Raw genomic sequence first — 16,978 nt, forward strand, 5'->3', positions numbered from 1 at the left:
CCTGAGCGCTGCGCGCTCAGGAGAGACCGGCCTCGCTGCGCTCGGCCGAGGCGCCTTCGGCGCCTGGCCCTCCGCTTCGCTCCGGGGCAGTGGACCGCCTCGCTGCGCTGGCGGGGCTCGGCTTCGCCGAGCCAGGGCCGGCCCTTCGCTTCGCCTGGACTCGTTCGGCTCTCGCTGCGCTCCAGCCGAACGGCCTGCTTCGCAGACCTGAGTGACTCCGTTTCACGGAGTCCGGGCCTTTGGCCCGTTGGGGCGCGTCCGCTTCGCTCCCCCACCCCGGGTCCTTCCGGCTTCGCCTCCAGGACCAGCCCGCTCTGCGGGCGCCGGCAGCAGTGTCAGTGATGCCGGTTAGGTTTCCCCTTGACGGGGTCGGCGGCGAAGCCTCCAGCACTGGAAACCCAACGGCAGAAACCTCCCGGCCTGCACGGGGGCGGCCACGGCCTAACCGGCGACCGGGGCAAAAGGGCCATGCAGACGCTTGCCAGCACCGGCCCCGTCACCACTCAGAAGCCGCCTCAGGGCTGGCATAGGCTGTACAGGCGCGGTGGGGGCAGGTAGCGCAGAGGTCGACGCGCCCTCTTGCTAAGAGGACTGACGCCGGTTCGAATCCGGCCCGCCCCACCGCGTGCTCTCAAGAGCACCCCGCTGCTCGGGGCCTCCGGGCCCAGGCCGCGTCGCGGGCGTCAGCAACGACGGGCTATGTGCCGGTCCAGGAGCCTGATAGCCATCTCATGGTTGTACGAGGCGGCCAACTCCCTCGGAGTTTCACCGTCGGGTGTCGCGGTCGGGTCGGCTCCATAGGCCAGGAGGATCGCGGTGAGCGCCGAGTCCAGTGGCCCACCAGACTGCAGTGCCCCATCCCCTTCAGCGTCGATCGCGTGCAGTAGAAGAGTCAACCCGCAGCACACTTCCTCGGGGTCCGCGCCCGCATCGAGGAGACGGGTCAGCTCTCCATGGTCACCGGACTCGATCGCCTGATGCGCAGGCGTCCATAGATTGTCCACGCCTGCTCCCACTGCACGCAGGAGGTTCACCTCGGTTTGCTCGCTGCGCTCCATATGAGTCCCCACTCATTCCACCGTCGTCAGCCAACCACTCGTTCGTGCTGCGTTCGAGTGTAGCCCGTGCATCAGAAGTGATGCACTATGTACTGTTGGCATAAATTAAGCATACGCTGAGGCGGGGAACATGGCCATCAAACGAGAAACCCCGACGGGCATCACCCTCAGGGCAAGATATTTTATTCGCGCCCACGGCCACTGGGCTGATCATGCTGACATCGAGCAGTACAGAGCCCGATGGACAGAGCACAGCATCCCCACGGCTCAGATCGACCGCGTGGCCTCCTACGAGAGGGTCTGGGGCGGCCTGATCCTGCCACCTTCCCCGCACTACGACGGTGGCCCCCGGGCGCTCAGCGGCGATGTGCCCGAAAGACTCGAATCCGGCGCGTGGCTCTTCGAAGCAGGGGCGCAGCGCACGGCCCTCCCCTACTCGTTCGTGATCGGACCCGGCGGGGAGTTCGGCCTTCACGCCGGCGCCGAGGACTGGGTACCACTGCACTCCAGCATCGAGGGGTGGGTGGAAGCCCTGTCGCTGGCCGACCACGCCCGGCGCTGCGCACGTACCACCACCACGCTGACCGGCGCTGCCGTAGACGACCTCGACCTCGACGGATTCGAAGCCGTACCGGAAGTCGCAGGCATCACGGACACCTGGTGGCGCGGCACCGACTCACTCATCGCCGTCTACCGCGGCGAAGCCGAGGCCATGCACGCACCCCAGTGCCGCACCGCCACCATCTACGCCGGACTCAACGACTGGGGACTACGGGGACTCGACACCTAGACAAGCAACAAAAGAACCCTCACTGCCCGATCTCCACCGGACAGAATGGACATCCGGAATGCACGGCATTTCCCTCAGGGAACACCAGATCGACCAGAAGTCAGCGTTCCGAAAGTGGGTGGGATTCCCTGCAAGGACATCCGTACCCCCGCAGGGGGCACGAGGCACCATCGTGTCAGCGACCGGGTCAGGAAAGACGATCACGGCCGCCGCCTGCGCGCTGGAATGCTTCCCAGACGGCCGGACCCTCGTCACCGTTCCCACCCTGGACCTGCTCGCCCAGACCGCCCAGGCATGGCGCCTGGTCGGCCACCGGACGCCGATGATCGCCGTCTGCTCGCTGGAGAACGACCCGGTTCTCAACGAGCTCGGGGTGCGCACCACCACGAACCCGATCCAGCTCGCGCTGTGGGCCGCCTCCGGGCCGGTGGTCGTGTTCGCCACCTACGCCTCCCTGGTGGACCGCGAAGACAACGACGCACCCGAGGAGCAGCGGAAGATCCGCGGACCCCTGGAGGCCGCCCTGACGGGCGGCGAGCGGCTCTACGGGCAGCAGATGGCGGCCTTCGACCTCGCAATCGTCGACGAGGCCCACGGAACCGCCGGCGACCTCGGCCGCCCCTGGGCCGCCATCCACGACAACACCCGCATCCCAGCCAACTTCCGGCTCTACCTGACCGCGACCCCGCGCATCCTCGCGGCGCCCCGGCCGCAGAAGGGCTCGGAGGGCGAGGAGGCGGACATCGCGTCCATGACAGATGACCCCGACGGCACCTACGGGGCGTGGCTCGCGGAGCTGGGGCTGTCGGAGGCAATCGAGCGGGGGATCCTCGCCGGATTCGAAATCGACGTCCTGGAGATCCGCGACCCCTCACCCATCCTCGGAGAGTCACAGGAGGCGCAGCGGGGCCGACGCCTAGCCCTGCTGCAGGCCGCGCTCCTGGAGCACGCGGCGGCGTACAACCTGCGCACCGTCATGACCTTCCACCAGAAGGTCGAGGAAGCGGCCGCGTTCGCCGAGAAGCTGCCCGATACGGCGGCCGAGCTGTACGTCACCGACGCCTCCGACGCCGACCTGGCCGCTGCGGAGCAGCTGCCGAAGTCCTCGATCGAGGCCAAGTTCTACGAGCTGGAGACCGGCCGCCACGTCCCGCCGGACCGCGTGTGGTCCGCATGGCTGTGCGGCGACCACCTCGTCACCGAGCGGCGCGAGGTCCTGCGGCAGTTCGCCAACGGCATCGACGCCGACAACCGGCGCGTACACCGCGCGTTCCTCGCCTCCGTACGCGTCCTCGGCGAAGGCGTCGACATCACCGGCGAACGCGGCGTCGAAGCAATCTGCTTCGCCGACACCCGCGGCTCCCAAGTCGAAATCGTCCAAAACATCGGCCGGGCCCTCCGCCTCAACCGCGACGGCTCCACCAAGGTCGCCCGCATCATCGTGCCCGTCTTCCTCCAGCCCGGCGAGAACCCCGACGACATGATCGCCTCGGCTTCGTTTGCCCCCCTTGTAGCCGTACTCCAGGGCCTGCGCAGTCATGATGAACGCCTCGTCGAGCAACTCGCCTCCCGCGCCCTCACCAGCGGCAACCGCAAGATCCACGTCCGGCGCGACGAGGACGGGCAGATCGTCGGCGCCGGCGGCGAAGGTGACGGCGAGGACCAGGGCGACGGCGCCGACGCGGCCGCCGAGTCGGCGCTGCTGCACTTCTCCTCTCCCCGGGACGCGGCCACGATCGCCGCGTTCTTGCGCACGAGGGTCTACCGGCCGGAGTCTCTGGTGTGGCTGGAGGGCTACCAAGCCCTGATCCGGTGGCGCGCGGAGAACGGCATCACCGGCCTGCACTCGGTCCCGTACGACACCGAGACGACGGTGGGCGTCACGAAGGCGTTCCCGCTCGGGCGATGGGTCCACCAACAGCGCAAAGCCCTGCGCGCCGGCGAGCTGGAGGACCGGCGCAAGGTCCTCCTGGACGCACCGGAAGCCGGAATGGTCTGGGAACCCGGCGAAGAGGCATGGGAAGTCAAACTCGCCGCGCTCCGCGCCTACCGGCGGGCCACCGGACACCTCGCACCCCGCCAGGACGCCAAGTGGGGCGAGGACGACGAAATGGTGCCCATCGGCCAGTACATGGCCAACCTCCGACGCAAGGGAGCCAAGAACGGACTCGGGAAGAACGAGGACACCGCCACGACCCGGGCCGCGCAACTCGCCCAGATCGACGAGGACTGGAACTGCCCCTGGCCCCTGGACTGGCAGCGGCAGTACCGCGTCCTGGCCGACTTGGTCGACGCCGACGGACAGCTGCCCGACATCGCGCCCGGCGTGCTGTGGGACGGCGACGACATCGGCCGGTGGCTTCAGCAGCAGAAGCAGCCGGCCACCTGGGCGCGGCTGCTGCCCGAGCAGCAAGAGCGGCTGACCGCGCTGGGCGTACAGCCCGACCAAGCGCCGCCTCCTGCCCCGGCGGCCAGCAATACGGCGAAGGGTCCGAGCAAGGCGCAGCAGGCGTTCCAGCGCGGCCTGGCAGCCCTCACGCAGTGGGTCGAACGGGAAGGCGCCCACCGGCCAGTGCCCCGCGCCCACAGTGAGGAGCTCGCAGTCGAGGACGAGGCGGAGCCGGTGATCGTGAAACTCGGCGTATGGATCTCCAACACCAAAACCCGACACCACAAACTCACCCAGGAACAACTGGACGAGCTGCAGAAGCTGGGCATGGACTGGGCGTAGAAGGCGATGGCTACGTACAAGAATGCTGCCACTGCTTGCCTCGTGCGATTCGCCGCCGAAGGAGGTGTTTTAGAGCTCGTAACACGATCATTTTGCTGACGTGTACTGGGCGCCCAGTTCCAGCTGTGAGAACCGACTTATCGGGCATTGCCAGAGGCATCAGGCACAGTGCGCCGTATGAACTTGGTAACCGCACGCGACTACGCCTGGATCCGCACCTCGCCGCTCTTCCGCCACATGATGGAGAGCGGATACACCTTGACACTGATTCGGGGACGGGGCCCGCAGGAGGTGCTGCATACGATGGAGGCGGAACCGCGCGGCACTGGGGAGGGCACGGCCGGGCTGATCGAGGCGGATGACGCTCGTCGTGCCGAGCTGGATTACGACTACTGGGACGAGTCCTACGTCGCGGGCGCCTTCAAGGCCCCGGGCGAGAAAGGCGACTGGACAGTTGTCCTCGGCTTTGACGGTGGCCTTGGGATGCCGTGCGCGGAGACGCTGTCGGAGGGCGGCCGGGTCGTGGCGCACTCGAGCAACGGCGGCAAGCCCATCCACCTCTTCCACTGGTTCGAGGACGGTGAGCTCCGTACTACGTTCGAGGGCCCCTCGGCCCGCGACGGCAACAGCCCCGATGAACTGGTTCCCCTGTTGCGGGAAGTCGGCTTCCCGCTGACTCCCGAGGGAGAACACGACGAGAGCGCCCCGGTCGTCGACGGGAAGGCAGCGGTCCTCGCTCTGGCCGAGAGACTCACCGGCATACGCGTCACCGAATCCCTCCTCCAGGACGCCACGTACGATCTGGGACTCGTCCCCGAACAGCCCGCCGAGGAGTGGACCAGCCTGGTCATCGACATCACCGATGCCCACGGAGAGCGTCTGTACAAGGAATGGACTTACGAGGAGATCGCGGCGGCTTCCGACCGCGCACGGGCGGAGGCGAACGCACCGATCGTGATCACCTACAACGAGCCTCTCGCCAAGGATCGTTCGGAACACGAGACGGGTGAGTAGCGAACGGGCGCGTGGAGGGTGCCCCCGGGCACCCGCCGCCCTCTCCGATGGACATTGCCGCCATGAGAGCTTCTTCGATCATGGAGCGGCAGCCCTCTTGAGCCGTCGGCAGCAGATGAGGCTGCACGCGAGGGAGACGAAGGCATCGTGTAGTTCGGTGCGGCGTTCCCATCGGACGGCGAGTCGTTTGAAATGGTGGAGCAACGCAAAGGTCTGCTCGACGACATAACGGAGCTTGCCCAGGCCCTCGATGTTTGGGGCGCCTCTGCGGGAGATGACCGGCAGGATCCGGCGTTTTCGCAGTTCACGACGGTTGGGGTTGGAGTCGTAGCCCTTGTCGCCGAGCAGAGCGTGGGGGCGTCGGCGGGGCCGGCCCGGGCGTCCGGCGACGGGCGGGATGCTATCGACGAGGGCAAGGGTCTGAGTGACGTCGTTGACGTTGGCCGCGGTCGTGATGACCTTGAGCGGAGGGCCTCGGCCATCGCAGATCAAGTGGTGCTTACTGCCCGTCTTGCGCCGGTCGACCGGCGACGGGCCGATGTCGGCTCCCCCTTTTTCACGCGGACGTGGGAGCCGTCCACACAGGCCCTGGACCAGTCCAGCTCGCCGGCCGCGTTCAGCTTGGCGAGCAGGATGCGGTGCAGCCGGTCGAAGGGGCCGGCCTTCTGCCACCACTCAAGCCGCCGCCAGCAGGTCTGGCCCGAGCCGAACCCCAGCTCCAGCGGCAGCAGTTGCCAGGCGATGTCGTTGTGCAGCACGTACAGAATGCCCTGCAGGCACTGCCGGTCCGGCACCGGCCGCGGGCCGGGAGCCTTCACGGGCCAGGGCGGCAGCGCCCGCGACCGGCACGACCTGACCCAGCTCACGGGCGAGGGTGGACGCGGCCCGGCGTCCGGTCGAGAGGGACGTGCCGGTCGAACGGCACTGGTAGGTCGCCGGCTGCGGGCGAGAGCGGCCACCCGGTCCGGGTGGATGTCAGGGAACTCGGACGTCCGCGCCGCTCATGCGCGGCGTGCTGACCAGTTTCCGAGTTCCTACACATGACTCCGCCACCATCTCTAGACTTCCCACTTGAGAGATTTCGACTTTCAGGGTTCAAAGTGGAGGCAGACCGTGGCCACCGGCATGCGGAACATTCAGGTCGACGACGAGGTGTTCGCGTACCTTCAGCGTCACAGCGAACCGCTGGTAGACACGGCGAACGATGTCCTACGGCGTGTGCTTTTGGGGGCGCAGCAGCCGCCCGTGGACGAGGCGGGCAGTCGGCCGACCGGCGCCTTGATGCCCCTCTTGGAAGCAGGCCTTGCGGCTCCGAACGACATGCTGCGCCACCATCAGCCGAAGCTCGGGCGTACCCACGAGGCCACCATCAGCGCGGACGGATGGGTGGAACTTCCAGACGGCCGGGCCTTCCAGCGGCCCTCCCCTGCGCTCAGGACTCAGACCGGGAACCAGATCAACGGTTGGGGCCAGTACACCCATGTCCCCAGCGGGCGCCCTCTCCAAGAACTTCGGGAGGAGGCGGCAAAGACCCAAGATTGAAACTTCCCGTCACCAGCTCCCTGCCCCGTCAGACAAGGACTCGCCCGCGTGGATCTGTGGCCCCACCAAAGATAAGCCGTCGATGCGGTTCTTCGCGCCCTGGAACCGCCTGCCAGAACGCTTGTCCCGGAGCGGGGGCTTCGGACGCAGGTGGTCATGGCGACTGGGTCCGGGAAGACATGGGTGGCGGTCAGGAGCGCGGAGGAGCTCTACGCGGGCCGCGTGCTGGTGCTGGTGCCCTCGCTGGATCTGCTCGCCCAGACGGAGGCCGCGTGGCGCGAGGGCGGCCGCAGGGGCCCCGTGATCGGAGTGTCCTCGCTCCGAGGTGGGAAGGTGTCTTTCCCCAACACCACGAACGTGAGCGAGCTGGTGGAGTGGACCCGGGGCCTGGAGAAGGTCACCGTGTACGCCACGTACGCCTCCCTCGGGCTGGGCACGCTCGAGAAGGCACACAACGCCGGCCTTGCGGCCTGGGACCTCATCGTCGTGGACGAAGCGCACCGGACGTCGGGACGGATCGGGAAGCCCTGGGCATCCGTCCACGACAACACCCGCATCCCGGCTCTGCGCCGGCTGTACATGACGGCCACGCCCCGGATGTGGCAGCTCGGAGACGAGGACGAGGCCGGCTCCCCCGGCGAGCTGGTCGCGAGCATGGACGGCGACCCGGACGGCCCGTTCGGCAGCAGGTGCTAAACCCTGTCCCTCTCCGAGGCCATCGACCGGGGCATCTGCGCCCCCTACCAGGTCGTCTGCGTAGACGTCACCGACACCCACCCTCCAGGCCGCGCAGCTCCTGGGCGCCGAGGCCCGCTCCGACGAGGTCCGCGGGGCCTGCATGGCAGCCCTGCAGACCGCGCTGGTGAAGGCGTCTGCAGAGGAGGGCTTCCGCAGGACGTCGGTCTTCCACCACGTCGTGAAGGAGGCCGAGGCGTTCGCGGCCGGCCTTCCCCACGTCGCCGGCCAGCTCCACGCCAGCGACCCGGAGCTGTACCCGGCCACGATCTGGGCCAACTGGCTGTGCGGCGACCACAAGCCGTTCCACCGCCGCCGCTTCCTCGCCGAGTTCACCGAAGGCATCGCCACGGACGGCACCGTCGTCGAGAAGAGCTACCTCGGGTCCGTGAAGGTCCTCGGCGAGGGCGTCGACACCAAGAACTGCGACTCCGTCTACTGGGCCGACGTCCGCGGCTCCATGCCCGACCTCGTCCAGGCCGTCGGCCGAGCCCTGCGGATACAGCCCGGCGAGGGCAAGGTCGCCTCACTGGTGGTGCCGATCCTGCTCGGCCCCGGCGAGACGGCGGACAACATGCTCACCAGCCGGGCGTACGGCGGGCTCGCCAAGCTCCTCGAAGCACTCCGCGCGCACGACGCGCGGATCGTGGAGACCCTCGGCGAACAGCAGGCCCCCGAGCCGCTACAAGCCCGTCAGCGAAGACGGCAGCGGCAAGAGCGGCAACGGGACCGGCAGCGGCTCCGAAGGCGTCAGCGCGCCCGCCAAGGCCCTGCTGAAGTTCTCCACGCCCCGCGACCCGGCCGCGCTCGCCGCGTTCATCAACCTGCGGGTCCTCAACCCCGAACACGAGCACTGGCGGCGCGGGGTCGAGGCCGCCGTCATCTACGCCCGCGAGCACGGCGACCTGCGCGTCCCGTTCACGTTCCGCGTCCCGGCCGCCGAGGACGCGGAGAAGGCGGGGTGGCCGGCCTCGCTGGCGAACTTCCCGCTCGAGCAGTGGACCGCCGACGCCCGCCGCTTCTACAGCCGCGGCGACATGGACGAGGAGCGCGTCGCGCAGCTGGAGAAGCTCGGTATGGTCTGGTCCCACTTCGACGTCGCCTGGGCGGAGGGCTTGTCCGCCGCGCGCGGGTGGGCCGCCGAGCACGGGCACCTCCTGGCGCCGCTGGACGCCGCCTACCAGGGCGCGCAGGTGGGGATCTGGCTGAAGAACGCGCGGGCCGCAGCGCGGAAGGCGCAGGAGATCGAGCAGCGCCGGGCGGAGGGGCTGCCGGTGGAGTCGTCGGCCGGGGCGATGACGCGGGCGCGGCGTGAGCAGCTGGAGGAGATCGACCCGTCCTGGTGCCCGGTGTGGCCGGTGACGTGGCAACGGTGCTTCCACCTCGTGCGCCAGCACTTGGACACCGGCCAGGCACTGCCCACCGTGGCAGGTGAGGTCGTGCGCCAGGGCGAGGACCTCGGCCGGTGGGTGACGTCCGTCCGGCTCGGGTGGGATCAGCTCACCGGGGTCCAGCAGTGGATGTGCGAGCAGGTCCTCGGCATCGAGCCCGCGACCGAGAACGATAACTCGAAGCCGCGCACCAGCCAGGCCGACAAGTGAGCCATGCACTACACCGCCGCAGCACAGTTCTTCGCCCGCGAGGGCCACCTCACGGTGCCCCGCAAGCACATCGAGACCATCACCACCGGCGACGGCCAGGCGCATCAGGACGTGGCGCTGAAGCTCGGAACATGGGTCGACAACCACGACGCCGGGCCGTCACGCTGGCGCCGGAGCGGGTCGAGTTGCTCTCCAAGGTGGGGATGCGGTGGGCGTGATGGGCGTGGCCATCGCCGCGGCCGTGCTCACCGAGGGATCTGCGAGGTAGGAGGCGAGACAGACGGGCCAAGGGGCCGTGCGGAGTCTCCGTGCGGCCCCTCACTGGCTGTGTAGGTCACAGCCAGGAACGTTTGCCGTCGGCTTTCAGGAGCGGTTCCTGATCACGGCCGCATGCGATGTCGGTGAGAAGTAGAAACGCTAGCCGTGGCAACGGTCTTCGGGCCGTGCCGGGCCTGTCAGCGGCGGCTGGCAGGGATCGCCAGCAGCTGAGCAGGGCAAGGTGGCTGGCGGTCAACAGAATTCCGGTGCCCAAGAGGCTGGCCGACCCACTCCGTCGCAGGTTGCGTCACAGCGTTCGACGGAAAGGGCAGGACAGCCCGTTGCCGCTGAGCAGAGGCCGGCCTCGCCTCGCCTCGGCTCAGCGGCAACGGTTCACCATCGGTGGAGCTACGCGGTGGGCTTGGCATGATGATCACGGCACCCGCGCGTGCCCTTGTCAGCACGGCACGTCAGACTAACGTCTGGACGATAAGGCAAACTTAGAACCAGTTCCCCCATCCGAACGTGAACAGATACGCCCGCCTTGCCGCGTCCAGCCCGTGCACACCACGAAAAATCACGAACCCAAAAACCACAAGAAACAGTGCGGCAAAGCAACTCAGTACCGCAGCGCCCACGATAGGCCCCCACACGAAAAAGCCCACCACCCCAACCGCAAGTACGACCATCAACCCAAAATTCGCGGCCGGCATATCCGCCCGCAGGGCGTCGCGCAGTGCCGCACGATCGGCTTTAATATCCGATTCATATCGAGCTCGCGCCAATTCAGGATCAGCGGAATTTCCTTCAGGCCACTCCATTTTCCCAGCCTTCGATTTGATCAACGAGTCGAGCATTGCCGACATCTTCGACTTCATTACGAGGATACCCAAACGGCGCACCGCCAGCAATTACCTCTCCATCACTGCGGGTGGCCGCCAGCTGCCGCCGACAGCCACCCGCAGTGATGACAATTACGCAGCGAACAGATTCCGTGTAGCAACCGGGCGCCACCCCGTCACCACTATTACATGGATTCTGTTCAGTTCAGAGCCGACCGGATGCCATCGACTCAGAACATCCACTCCTTCACCGTTCGACCAATTTCACGAACTGCAGCACCCGGAATTTTGGCACGCGGAACGCCAGCCAATAGAGAACCCGGCTTCGGCTTCAATGCGATGCAGCCGCCAGGACCTCTACCGCATAGCGCTCCAGCGATAACGCCGGTCCCTACGGCCTTGCCAGTCTCCGGTATGTATTTACCGGCACCAGCACGACGCTCTTCGGGAGATGAAGCAGCCATGTGGGCGCCCAATCCAACCGTGAACAGGGCGGCAGCGCCGACTATGAATAGCCCAGCACCACAAACCGCTGACATGATGCAGGCGAATGTTCCGGCCGCCGCAAGGAACGTCAATCCCTTGTCGATCCAAAAGTGTTTGTCTGCAGCAGTGCCCTTAACGCCCTCCCAGGCGTCATTGAAGTTCCCCTTCATCACACTTCCGAAAATTCCATTCCTCTTTGCGCGCTCGCGCGCCTCAGCCCTTTCCTTTTGCTGGGCGGCACGCCTGGCTGCCTGCGCCTTGGCTTCGGCGACCTCCTTAGCGTTGTAGTGATAGACCTTGTAGTGAGCGGGGTTAGCCCGGTATGCCCTGTAGCGCAGTTGCGAGTCGTAGTCCTTACGGGGGCTCTGGTGCCAGACCCACGTGCCGCTCTTGTAGGTGTAGCCGGCGGTCATGCCGCGGTCGTTTGCCCAGCGTTCGTCGTTGTACGAAGCGCCGCCCGCGGGGCCGTCGGGGCGGAGGCCGTCGGGGTCCGACTTGGTGACCGGGTTGTTGTGGGCGTAGCTGTAGGCGTTCATCTGGGCGGGGTCGCCGTTGTCGATGATGGGGTCGACGGAGAGGAAGCGGCCCAGCGTGGGGTCGTACTCGCGGGCTCCGAGGTGGGTGAGGCCGGTGGGGTCGTTGGTGCCGCCGACGAAGCCGCGGGGTCCGAAGGCTGAGGACTGGTTGGTGCGGAGTTCGCCGAACGGGAGCTGTTTGCGGCGGGTGACGGCGAGCGTGGTCAGGGCGATCGCAGTCATCGCCGTGCCTTGGTGGTCGGAGATGAGGTAGGAGACTTCGGATCCGGTGCGGACCGCGACGGTCTGGCCGGCGTGGGTGTAGTAGCGGGTGCCTGTCTTGGCTCCGGTGGCCGACGCCTTGAGCTCGTCGCCGTTCGGCAGGGAGAGGATGCTGCTGCCGTCCGGGTTCTTGGTGACGAGCCGGTCGCCGTCACTGTCGTAGAGGTAGCTGGTGGTCTTGCCCGCTTCGGCGAGGGTCTTGAGGTGGCCTTCGGTGTCCCAGGTGAGGTCCTGGGTGTTCGTTCCGATGACGCGCTTCGTCGTGTTGCCGACCTCGTCGTACTTGAAGGTCGACGTGCGGCCGTTGTCGGGGCCGCCGGTGACGGTCGCCTGCTGGACGCCGTGGGGGAGGCCCGTGTTCGGGGCCGGGTGGGTGTAGGTGGTGGCTGCGCCGGCGAGCTGGTCGGTTTGGGTGGTGCGGTTGCCCAGCTTGTCGTAGCCGTAGGAGAGCCAGTAGGCGTCCGGACCGCCGACCGTGCCGGTGGACGGGGCGGACGCGCAGTCGGTCTTGGCCGTCCACGCCGAGGTCAGGCGGCCGAGTACGTCGTTGGTGAAGCACTGCCGGTCGGTCGAGGCATCGGCGTCCTGGCCGCTGACCGTTGTCGTACCGGTGATGTTCCCGGCCGGGTCGTAGGCCCAGGTGGTGTCGTCGACCCGTTGCGGGGCCACGTCGCGGTCCACGGTCTGGCCCGTGGGCCGTCCCGTGTGCTCGTCGTAGGTCTGGGTCTTGTAGACCTTCTTGCCCAGGGTCCCGCCGAACTCGGTACGGGTGGGACGGTCGAAGGTGTCGTACTGAGTGGAGTTGACCAGCGTCAGGGCACCGGCGGTGGTCTTGTACGGCAGGTGTCCATCGACGAACACCGTGGTCACGCGCTCGCTGGGCACGTCACCGACGGCGGGGTTGAGGGTCCATTCCAGGGCCCCGGTCTCCTCGTCGTAGCCGTAGCTCCAGGTGTAGGTGCCGGCCAGCGGGCCGGCTGCTGAGGGGACGGTCAGGGTGCTGGATGTGGGCTGGTAGCGGTCGGTGTATCCGCTGGTGCTGGTGGTGTAGGCGGCGGCGCCGTCGTAGCGGGTGGTGGAGCTGAGCTGGCCCTTGGCGACGGTGTCGTAGGTCCAGTCGTTGAGCGTGGTGCTGCCGTTCTTGACGGCGGTCTTGCGGCCGAGTTTGTCGTAGCTGGTGGTCAGGGTGACGTTGCGGGCGTCCTTGGCCGCAGTCATGCGCCCCGCATCGTCGTAGGTGAGGTTGGTCAGGCCCTTGTCGGGGTCGTTGACGGCGACCTGCTGACCGCGGTTGTCGAAGGTGTAGGTCCAGACGTTGCCCGCGGGGTCGGTGACAGTGGCCGGCTCGTCGAACTTGCCGTACGCGTACTTCGTCGACTGGTAGGTGGTGCGCGCCGGGTCGGTGTACTGGCGCAGTTCGGTCTTGCGGCCCTGGGCGTCCGTGATTGTGGTCGACGCGGTGCCGCCCTTGGGCGGTATGACCGTGGTGCGGTCACCGTCGTACTGGGTGACCGTTCGCCACTGCTCGGTGCCGTTCTTCAGCGAGAGGGCGTCGGTGACGCGGCCCGTTCCGTCGAAGAGGTTCTGTGCGGCGGACGGGATCTGGTTGACGGACGTCGCCGTGTAGAGGGTGGTGGAAGGGGCGACGGCGGCGTAGTAGGTGCCGTAGCTCTTCCAGGCCCAACCCCGGGTGTCGTAGTGCGTCTCGGTCAGGACGCTGTTCGCCGTGCCGGTGGCGGGTGCCTGGGTCTGGCGGGTGCGCAGCAATCCGTCGTAGAGGCTGAAGGTGGTGCGGTAGGTGCCGTCCTGCTGGAGGGTCTTGGTGGTGACGGCGTTGGCCTCGGTCTGGGAGATCTTGTACGCGTACTCGGCCGAGGGCTGGGTGGTGTGGTCGGCCTTGGACCAGCCGGGCTGCCAGACCTTGAGGGTGCGTCCGAGGCCGTCGTAGACCGCGTCGGTGCGCTTGCCGTTGGCGTCCACCGCGGCGAGGGCGATGCCGCGGAGCGGGTCGTACTCGGTGGTCGCGGTGTGCTGGAGCGCGTTGGTCACGGTCTGGGAGGTCGGCGGCGCACCGGTGGCCGGTGTGTAGGCCGTGGTGGTCGTGTTCCCGAGGGCGTCGGTCTGTGTCAGCTCCCGGCCGTGCTGGTCGTACGTGTGCTGGGCCGTGGTCAGGAACCCGGTTCCGGCGGCGTCCTGCTCCTCCAGTCGGGTGACATCGCCCTTGGTCGGGGCTGCCGTGAGCGTACTGGCGCCGTCGTAGTAGCGACGCTCGGTGGAAATGAGGTCGTCCGGCAGGGACGGCGTGGTCCCGCAGGGCTTGGCGACGGTCTTGATCTCGGCCGGCAGGGCGATGAGGTTCATCCCAGTGTTGGCCACGTAGGTGGTGGTGGTGCACTCCTCGTCTCCGGTCAGCGCCGTGTCGCCGAGGCGGGACTCGGTCAGGACGTGACCGAAGTCGTCGAACGTCCGGGCCGTCTCGGTGGTGCGCCACCCGGCACCGACGGCGGTGCGGGTCTGCTCGACCTTGCCGGCGGTGCTGAGAGCGTGGCGGTCCGGAAGCCCCTCCGGGCGCTTCTGGGTGGCGGTGGGTGCAGAGACTCCGGGTTCGAAGCTCCTCGCAGTTTTCAGGGGGCCGCCGTCACCGTCGTAGGTGGCTTCCTCCCTGGTCATGCCTGCGAAGGCCTGGTTGTCCGAGACAGCTGTGCCGGTGCTGTCCTTGACGGCGGCTCCGTCGATGCCCCGGAAGTAGCGGTACTCCTTCAGCGTGGCCTTGTCCGGGGCTGCACCGGTACGGACCTGAACGCGGGCGTAGCCCTTTCGGTCGCTGTAGGTGAGGTGCTTGGCCTCGGTGAACTCGTCGTCCTTGGCCATGGCCCATGCCATGCCGTCGAGGTAGGCGTAGTCGGTCTCCTTGGCGGGAGCGCTGCCGGTGTTGTCGCTCTCCAGGATCTGGGTGACCACGTACGAGTGGAACCAGTCCAGGTACGGCTCGTAGTTGGCCTGAGGTGCGTCTGGCGGGGACCACTTGACCGGGTAGCAGCGGCGGGTGTTGGAGGCCGGTGACGGGACGTCGCCCGCCTTGCAGTCCTGCGGCGAGTAGGTGACGCCGAGGGTGCCGCCGGTCTCGGTGGTGATTCCGTAGACGCGGTATCGCCACATGGCTGGGACTGGGTCCGGGCTTCCACCGGTGGTGGCACCCTCAACCCGGTTGGGCAGGGTCCGGCCCTGGAAGGTGACGGCAGGGAGAGAGGTCTCACCGGTGCCGGTGTAGCCGGTACGGGTGATCGAGGCCAGCCAGAGCGGGGAGCTGAGGCTGTCACCGGTCGGCGGGAACTGGTGGGTGAGGGACCAGGAATCGACCGGCTTGTAAGCGCCGCCGGACAGGACGGCCGTGTCGATCTTCGTCAGGCGTACCTTGGTCCAGAATGAGGGCGAGTAGACGTTCTTGCACTCGGTTCCGTTGGCGCAGTACTGGTCGAACGGAACGTCGGGCCAGTTCTTGGCGTGGGCCGCGTCGAAAGTGCCACAGTCGCTGAGGCAGCGCTCGGCGTAGGTGAAGTCGACCTTGGCCGTGGGCTGGGCATAGTGGTTGTCGGAACGTAGGCCGTACTCGATGCGCTTGAGATAGCCGCTGCGGTCGTAGCTGGTGGCGGTTGCCTTCCCTGTGTTCGGGTCGACGTTGCGGCCGTAGTTGTTGGTCTCTTCGGCCCAGTAGTAGGTCATGGCGTCGCCGTGCGGGTCGACCACGGCGTCGAGATTCCACCGCCAGGCCTGCTGGCACCATGCGTCCTTAAAGGCGCTCTTGTAGCAGGGCTCGCCGGAGTGGTTACCGAAGACCGGAACGGTCCAAGTGGAGCGGGTCTCCTCCTTTCCTGCGGTCCAGCCGGGCGGACGGTTGAGACCGAAGAAGTACTGCGTCCCGTCAGGGGTGGTGACCTTCCAGTGCTCGCCGTCGTTGTCGCCGTTGTTGTTGGTGGTGCTGTTGAGGCGGACGATCTGCGTGCCGTCGTCGGACTCCAGGTGCCAAGCCCCGGTGACCGTGTCGCGGATCAGCTGGTTGGTGCGGCCTCCGAGGTTGATGACCGCGTTGTCCGTCTTCCAGCAGCGATCCCCGACCTTGGCCGTGGTGTTGTTGCTGCCCGCCTTGTCGTCGGTGCAAGAAGCGTACTGACGCTCGATGTAGCCCGGCTCCATCGACCAACCGTCGCCAATGGCATTGGCCTGGTTGTTGGTGGTGGCGGTGCGGCCGTCGACGGACTGAGAGCTGTACCCCAGTTGGAGCTTGGGGCCGACGTCACCCGGCACGTCCGGGGTGGCGATGTCGTAGTTCCAGGTGAAACCGCCATTGGAGCCGCCGGCCGCCCAGGCACCGGATGGCGCGAGCGAGGTCGCCTTGAAGTCGCCGGCAGACCCGGCCGCCGCGGCCGTGGCCGCCAGCAGGGTCGGGGCGCCCGAGGCCTGTAGCGGAACAGTGGCCGCGAGGGTCGCGGAGGCCGTGTCGTTGGTGGTGGGAAGTTCCCGAGATGCCGCGCAGCCCGGAGCCTGAGGTGTTGTCTGGGCACAGGCTGGGAGTTCACGAAGGCGCAGTCTTGACGCCCAGTCACCACCGTAGGCGTAGCGGAAGCCCTTGTAGTCCAGCTCGACTTTGACATCACCCGTGTTCTGCTGCGGCTGGACCGCCAGGACCACGCCCTCTACTCCGAGGTCCCGGGTCGCCTTGCGGTCGAGAACGCGCACCTGGACTTGATCCCCCGCACCAGCCGTGCGACTGCTCTTGGAGACACGGACCGGGCCTGCGCCGAAGCCTCCGGCGGCAGGCGATGCCTGGGCTCCTTTGAGCAGCGATGTCCGGGGTGCGCCAAGCGGCTGCCTCGTGGTTCCGGGCTGAGGCCAGGTCACATCCGGGGCCGTGACCGGAACGGTGCGCGGCTTCCCCTTTGACGCCTTCGGGGAGTCCACGGCTCCGGATGGCACGCGCTGCACGGGAACAGGGTCGGGCTTTTCCAGTTTCGCCAGCGCAAGTTGTGCGGCAGCAGCCATCGGTGCACCTAAGAGCCCAGCAAACAGAAAGCTCGTGAGCAAAACACCTATCGCCTTGAACCAGATCTTTTTGCGCACCACAGG

Annotated in this window: 8 protein-coding genes, 1 tRNA gene and 1 pseudogene; 6 read left to right on the forward strand and 4 right to left on the reverse strand. The window is 67.5% G+C overall.

Translation table 11 applies throughout. The features are described 5' to 3' along the window. The first annotated feature begins 547 nt into the window (after positions 1–547). Positions 548–621 (forward strand) — tRNA-Ser (locus OG974_RS30010). A gap of 62 nt (positions 622–683) precedes the next feature. On the opposite strand, the gene OG974_RS30015 is transcribed toward OG974_RS30010, so the two are convergent. Continuing rightward, positions 684–1,058, reverse strand: a complete 375-nt coding sequence (locus tag OG974_RS30015) for an ankyrin repeat domain-containing protein (RefSeq protein WP_327286718.1) — start codon at positions 1,056–1,058, stop codon at positions 684–686. 280 nt (positions 1,059–1,338) lie between these two features. Between OG974_RS30015 and OG974_RS30020 the strand changes: the two genes are divergently transcribed. From OG974_RS30020 to OG974_RS30030, 3 genes are all read left to right on the forward strand, one after another. Continuing rightward, positions 1,339–1,848, forward strand: a complete 510-nt coding sequence (locus OG974_RS30020) for a hypothetical protein (protein ID WP_371646981.1) — start codon at positions 1,339–1,341, stop codon at positions 1,846–1,848. A 58-nt stretch (positions 1,849–1,906) separates the two neighbouring features. Then, complete coding sequence (locus OG974_RS30025) at positions 1,907–4,579, forward strand: Helicase associated domain protein (protein ID WP_331734915.1); 2,673 nt, start codon at positions 1,907–1,909, stop codon at positions 4,577–4,579. 177 nt (positions 4,580–4,756) lie between these two features. Continuing rightward, positions 4,757–5,593, forward strand: coding sequence for a DUF6461 domain-containing protein (locus tag OG974_RS30030; RefSeq protein WP_331734917.1), 837 nt, complete (start codon positions 4,757–4,759; stop codon positions 5,591–5,593). Between the two features lie 78 nt (positions 5,594–5,671). On the opposite strand, the gene OG974_RS30035 is transcribed toward OG974_RS30030, so the two are convergent. Next, a protein-coding gene (locus OG974_RS30035; RefSeq protein ID WP_331734919.1) for an IS5 family transposase occupies positions 5,672–6,459 on the reverse strand; the annotation gives its coding sequence in 2 pieces (ribosomal slippage) (positions 5,672–6,130 and positions 6,133–6,459; 786 coding nt in all). A gap of 247 nt (positions 6,460–6,706) precedes the next feature. Between OG974_RS30035 and OG974_RS30040 the strand changes: the two genes are divergently transcribed. Both OG974_RS30040 and OG974_RS30045 read left to right on the forward strand, forming a co-directional pair. After that, positions 6,707–7,135, forward strand: a complete 429-nt coding sequence (locus OG974_RS30040; RefSeq protein WP_331730371.1) for a hypothetical protein — start codon at positions 6,707–6,709, stop codon at positions 7,133–7,135. 99 nt (positions 7,136–7,234) lie between these two features. Further along, positions 7,235–9,689: pseudogene (locus OG974_RS30045) on the forward strand (Helicase associated domain protein). Positions 9,690–10,229: 540 nt separating this feature from the next. On the opposite strand, the gene OG974_RS30050 reads toward OG974_RS30045, so the two are convergent. Together OG974_RS30050 and OG974_RS30055 are read right to left on the reverse strand one after the other, a co-directional pair. Continuing rightward, positions 10,230–10,607: a hypothetical protein gene (locus OG974_RS30050; RefSeq protein WP_371646983.1), complete on the reverse strand. Its 378-nt coding sequence runs from the start codon at positions 10,605–10,607 to the stop codon at positions 10,230–10,232. Positions 10,608–10,801: 194 nt separating this feature from the next. Continuing rightward, entirely contained in the window at positions 10,802–16,591 is a 5,790-nt protein-coding gene (locus OG974_RS30055) for an RHS repeat-associated core domain-containing protein (RefSeq protein WP_331734926.1), read from the reverse strand. Positions 16,592–16,978 lie beyond the last annotated feature (387 nt).

Origin of the sequence: Streptomyces sp. NBC_00597 (assembly GCF_041431095.1) — a bacterium.
In the GTDB taxonomy this organism is placed as follows: Bacteria; Actinomycetota; Actinomycetes; order Streptomycetales; family Streptomycetaceae; genus Streptomyces.

Bases quoted from the DNA above. Each gene is read 5' to 3' on its own strand.
- OG974_RS30050 (WP_371646983.1), bottom strand. From the start codon at position 10,607: ATGAAGTCGAAGATGTCGGCAATGCTCGACTCGTTGATCAAATCGAAG.
- OG974_RS30030 (WP_331734917.1), top strand. From the start codon at position 4,757: ATGAACTTGGTAACCGCACGCGACTACGCCTGGATCCGCACCTCGCCG.
- OG974_RS30015 (WP_327286718.1), bottom strand. From the start codon at position 1,058: ATGGAGCGCAGCGAGCAAACCGAGGTGAACCTCCTGCGTGCAGTGGGA.
- OG974_RS30025 (WP_331734915.1), top strand. From the start codon at position 1,907: ATGCACGGCATTTCCCTCAGGGAACACCAGATCGACCAGAAGTCAGCG.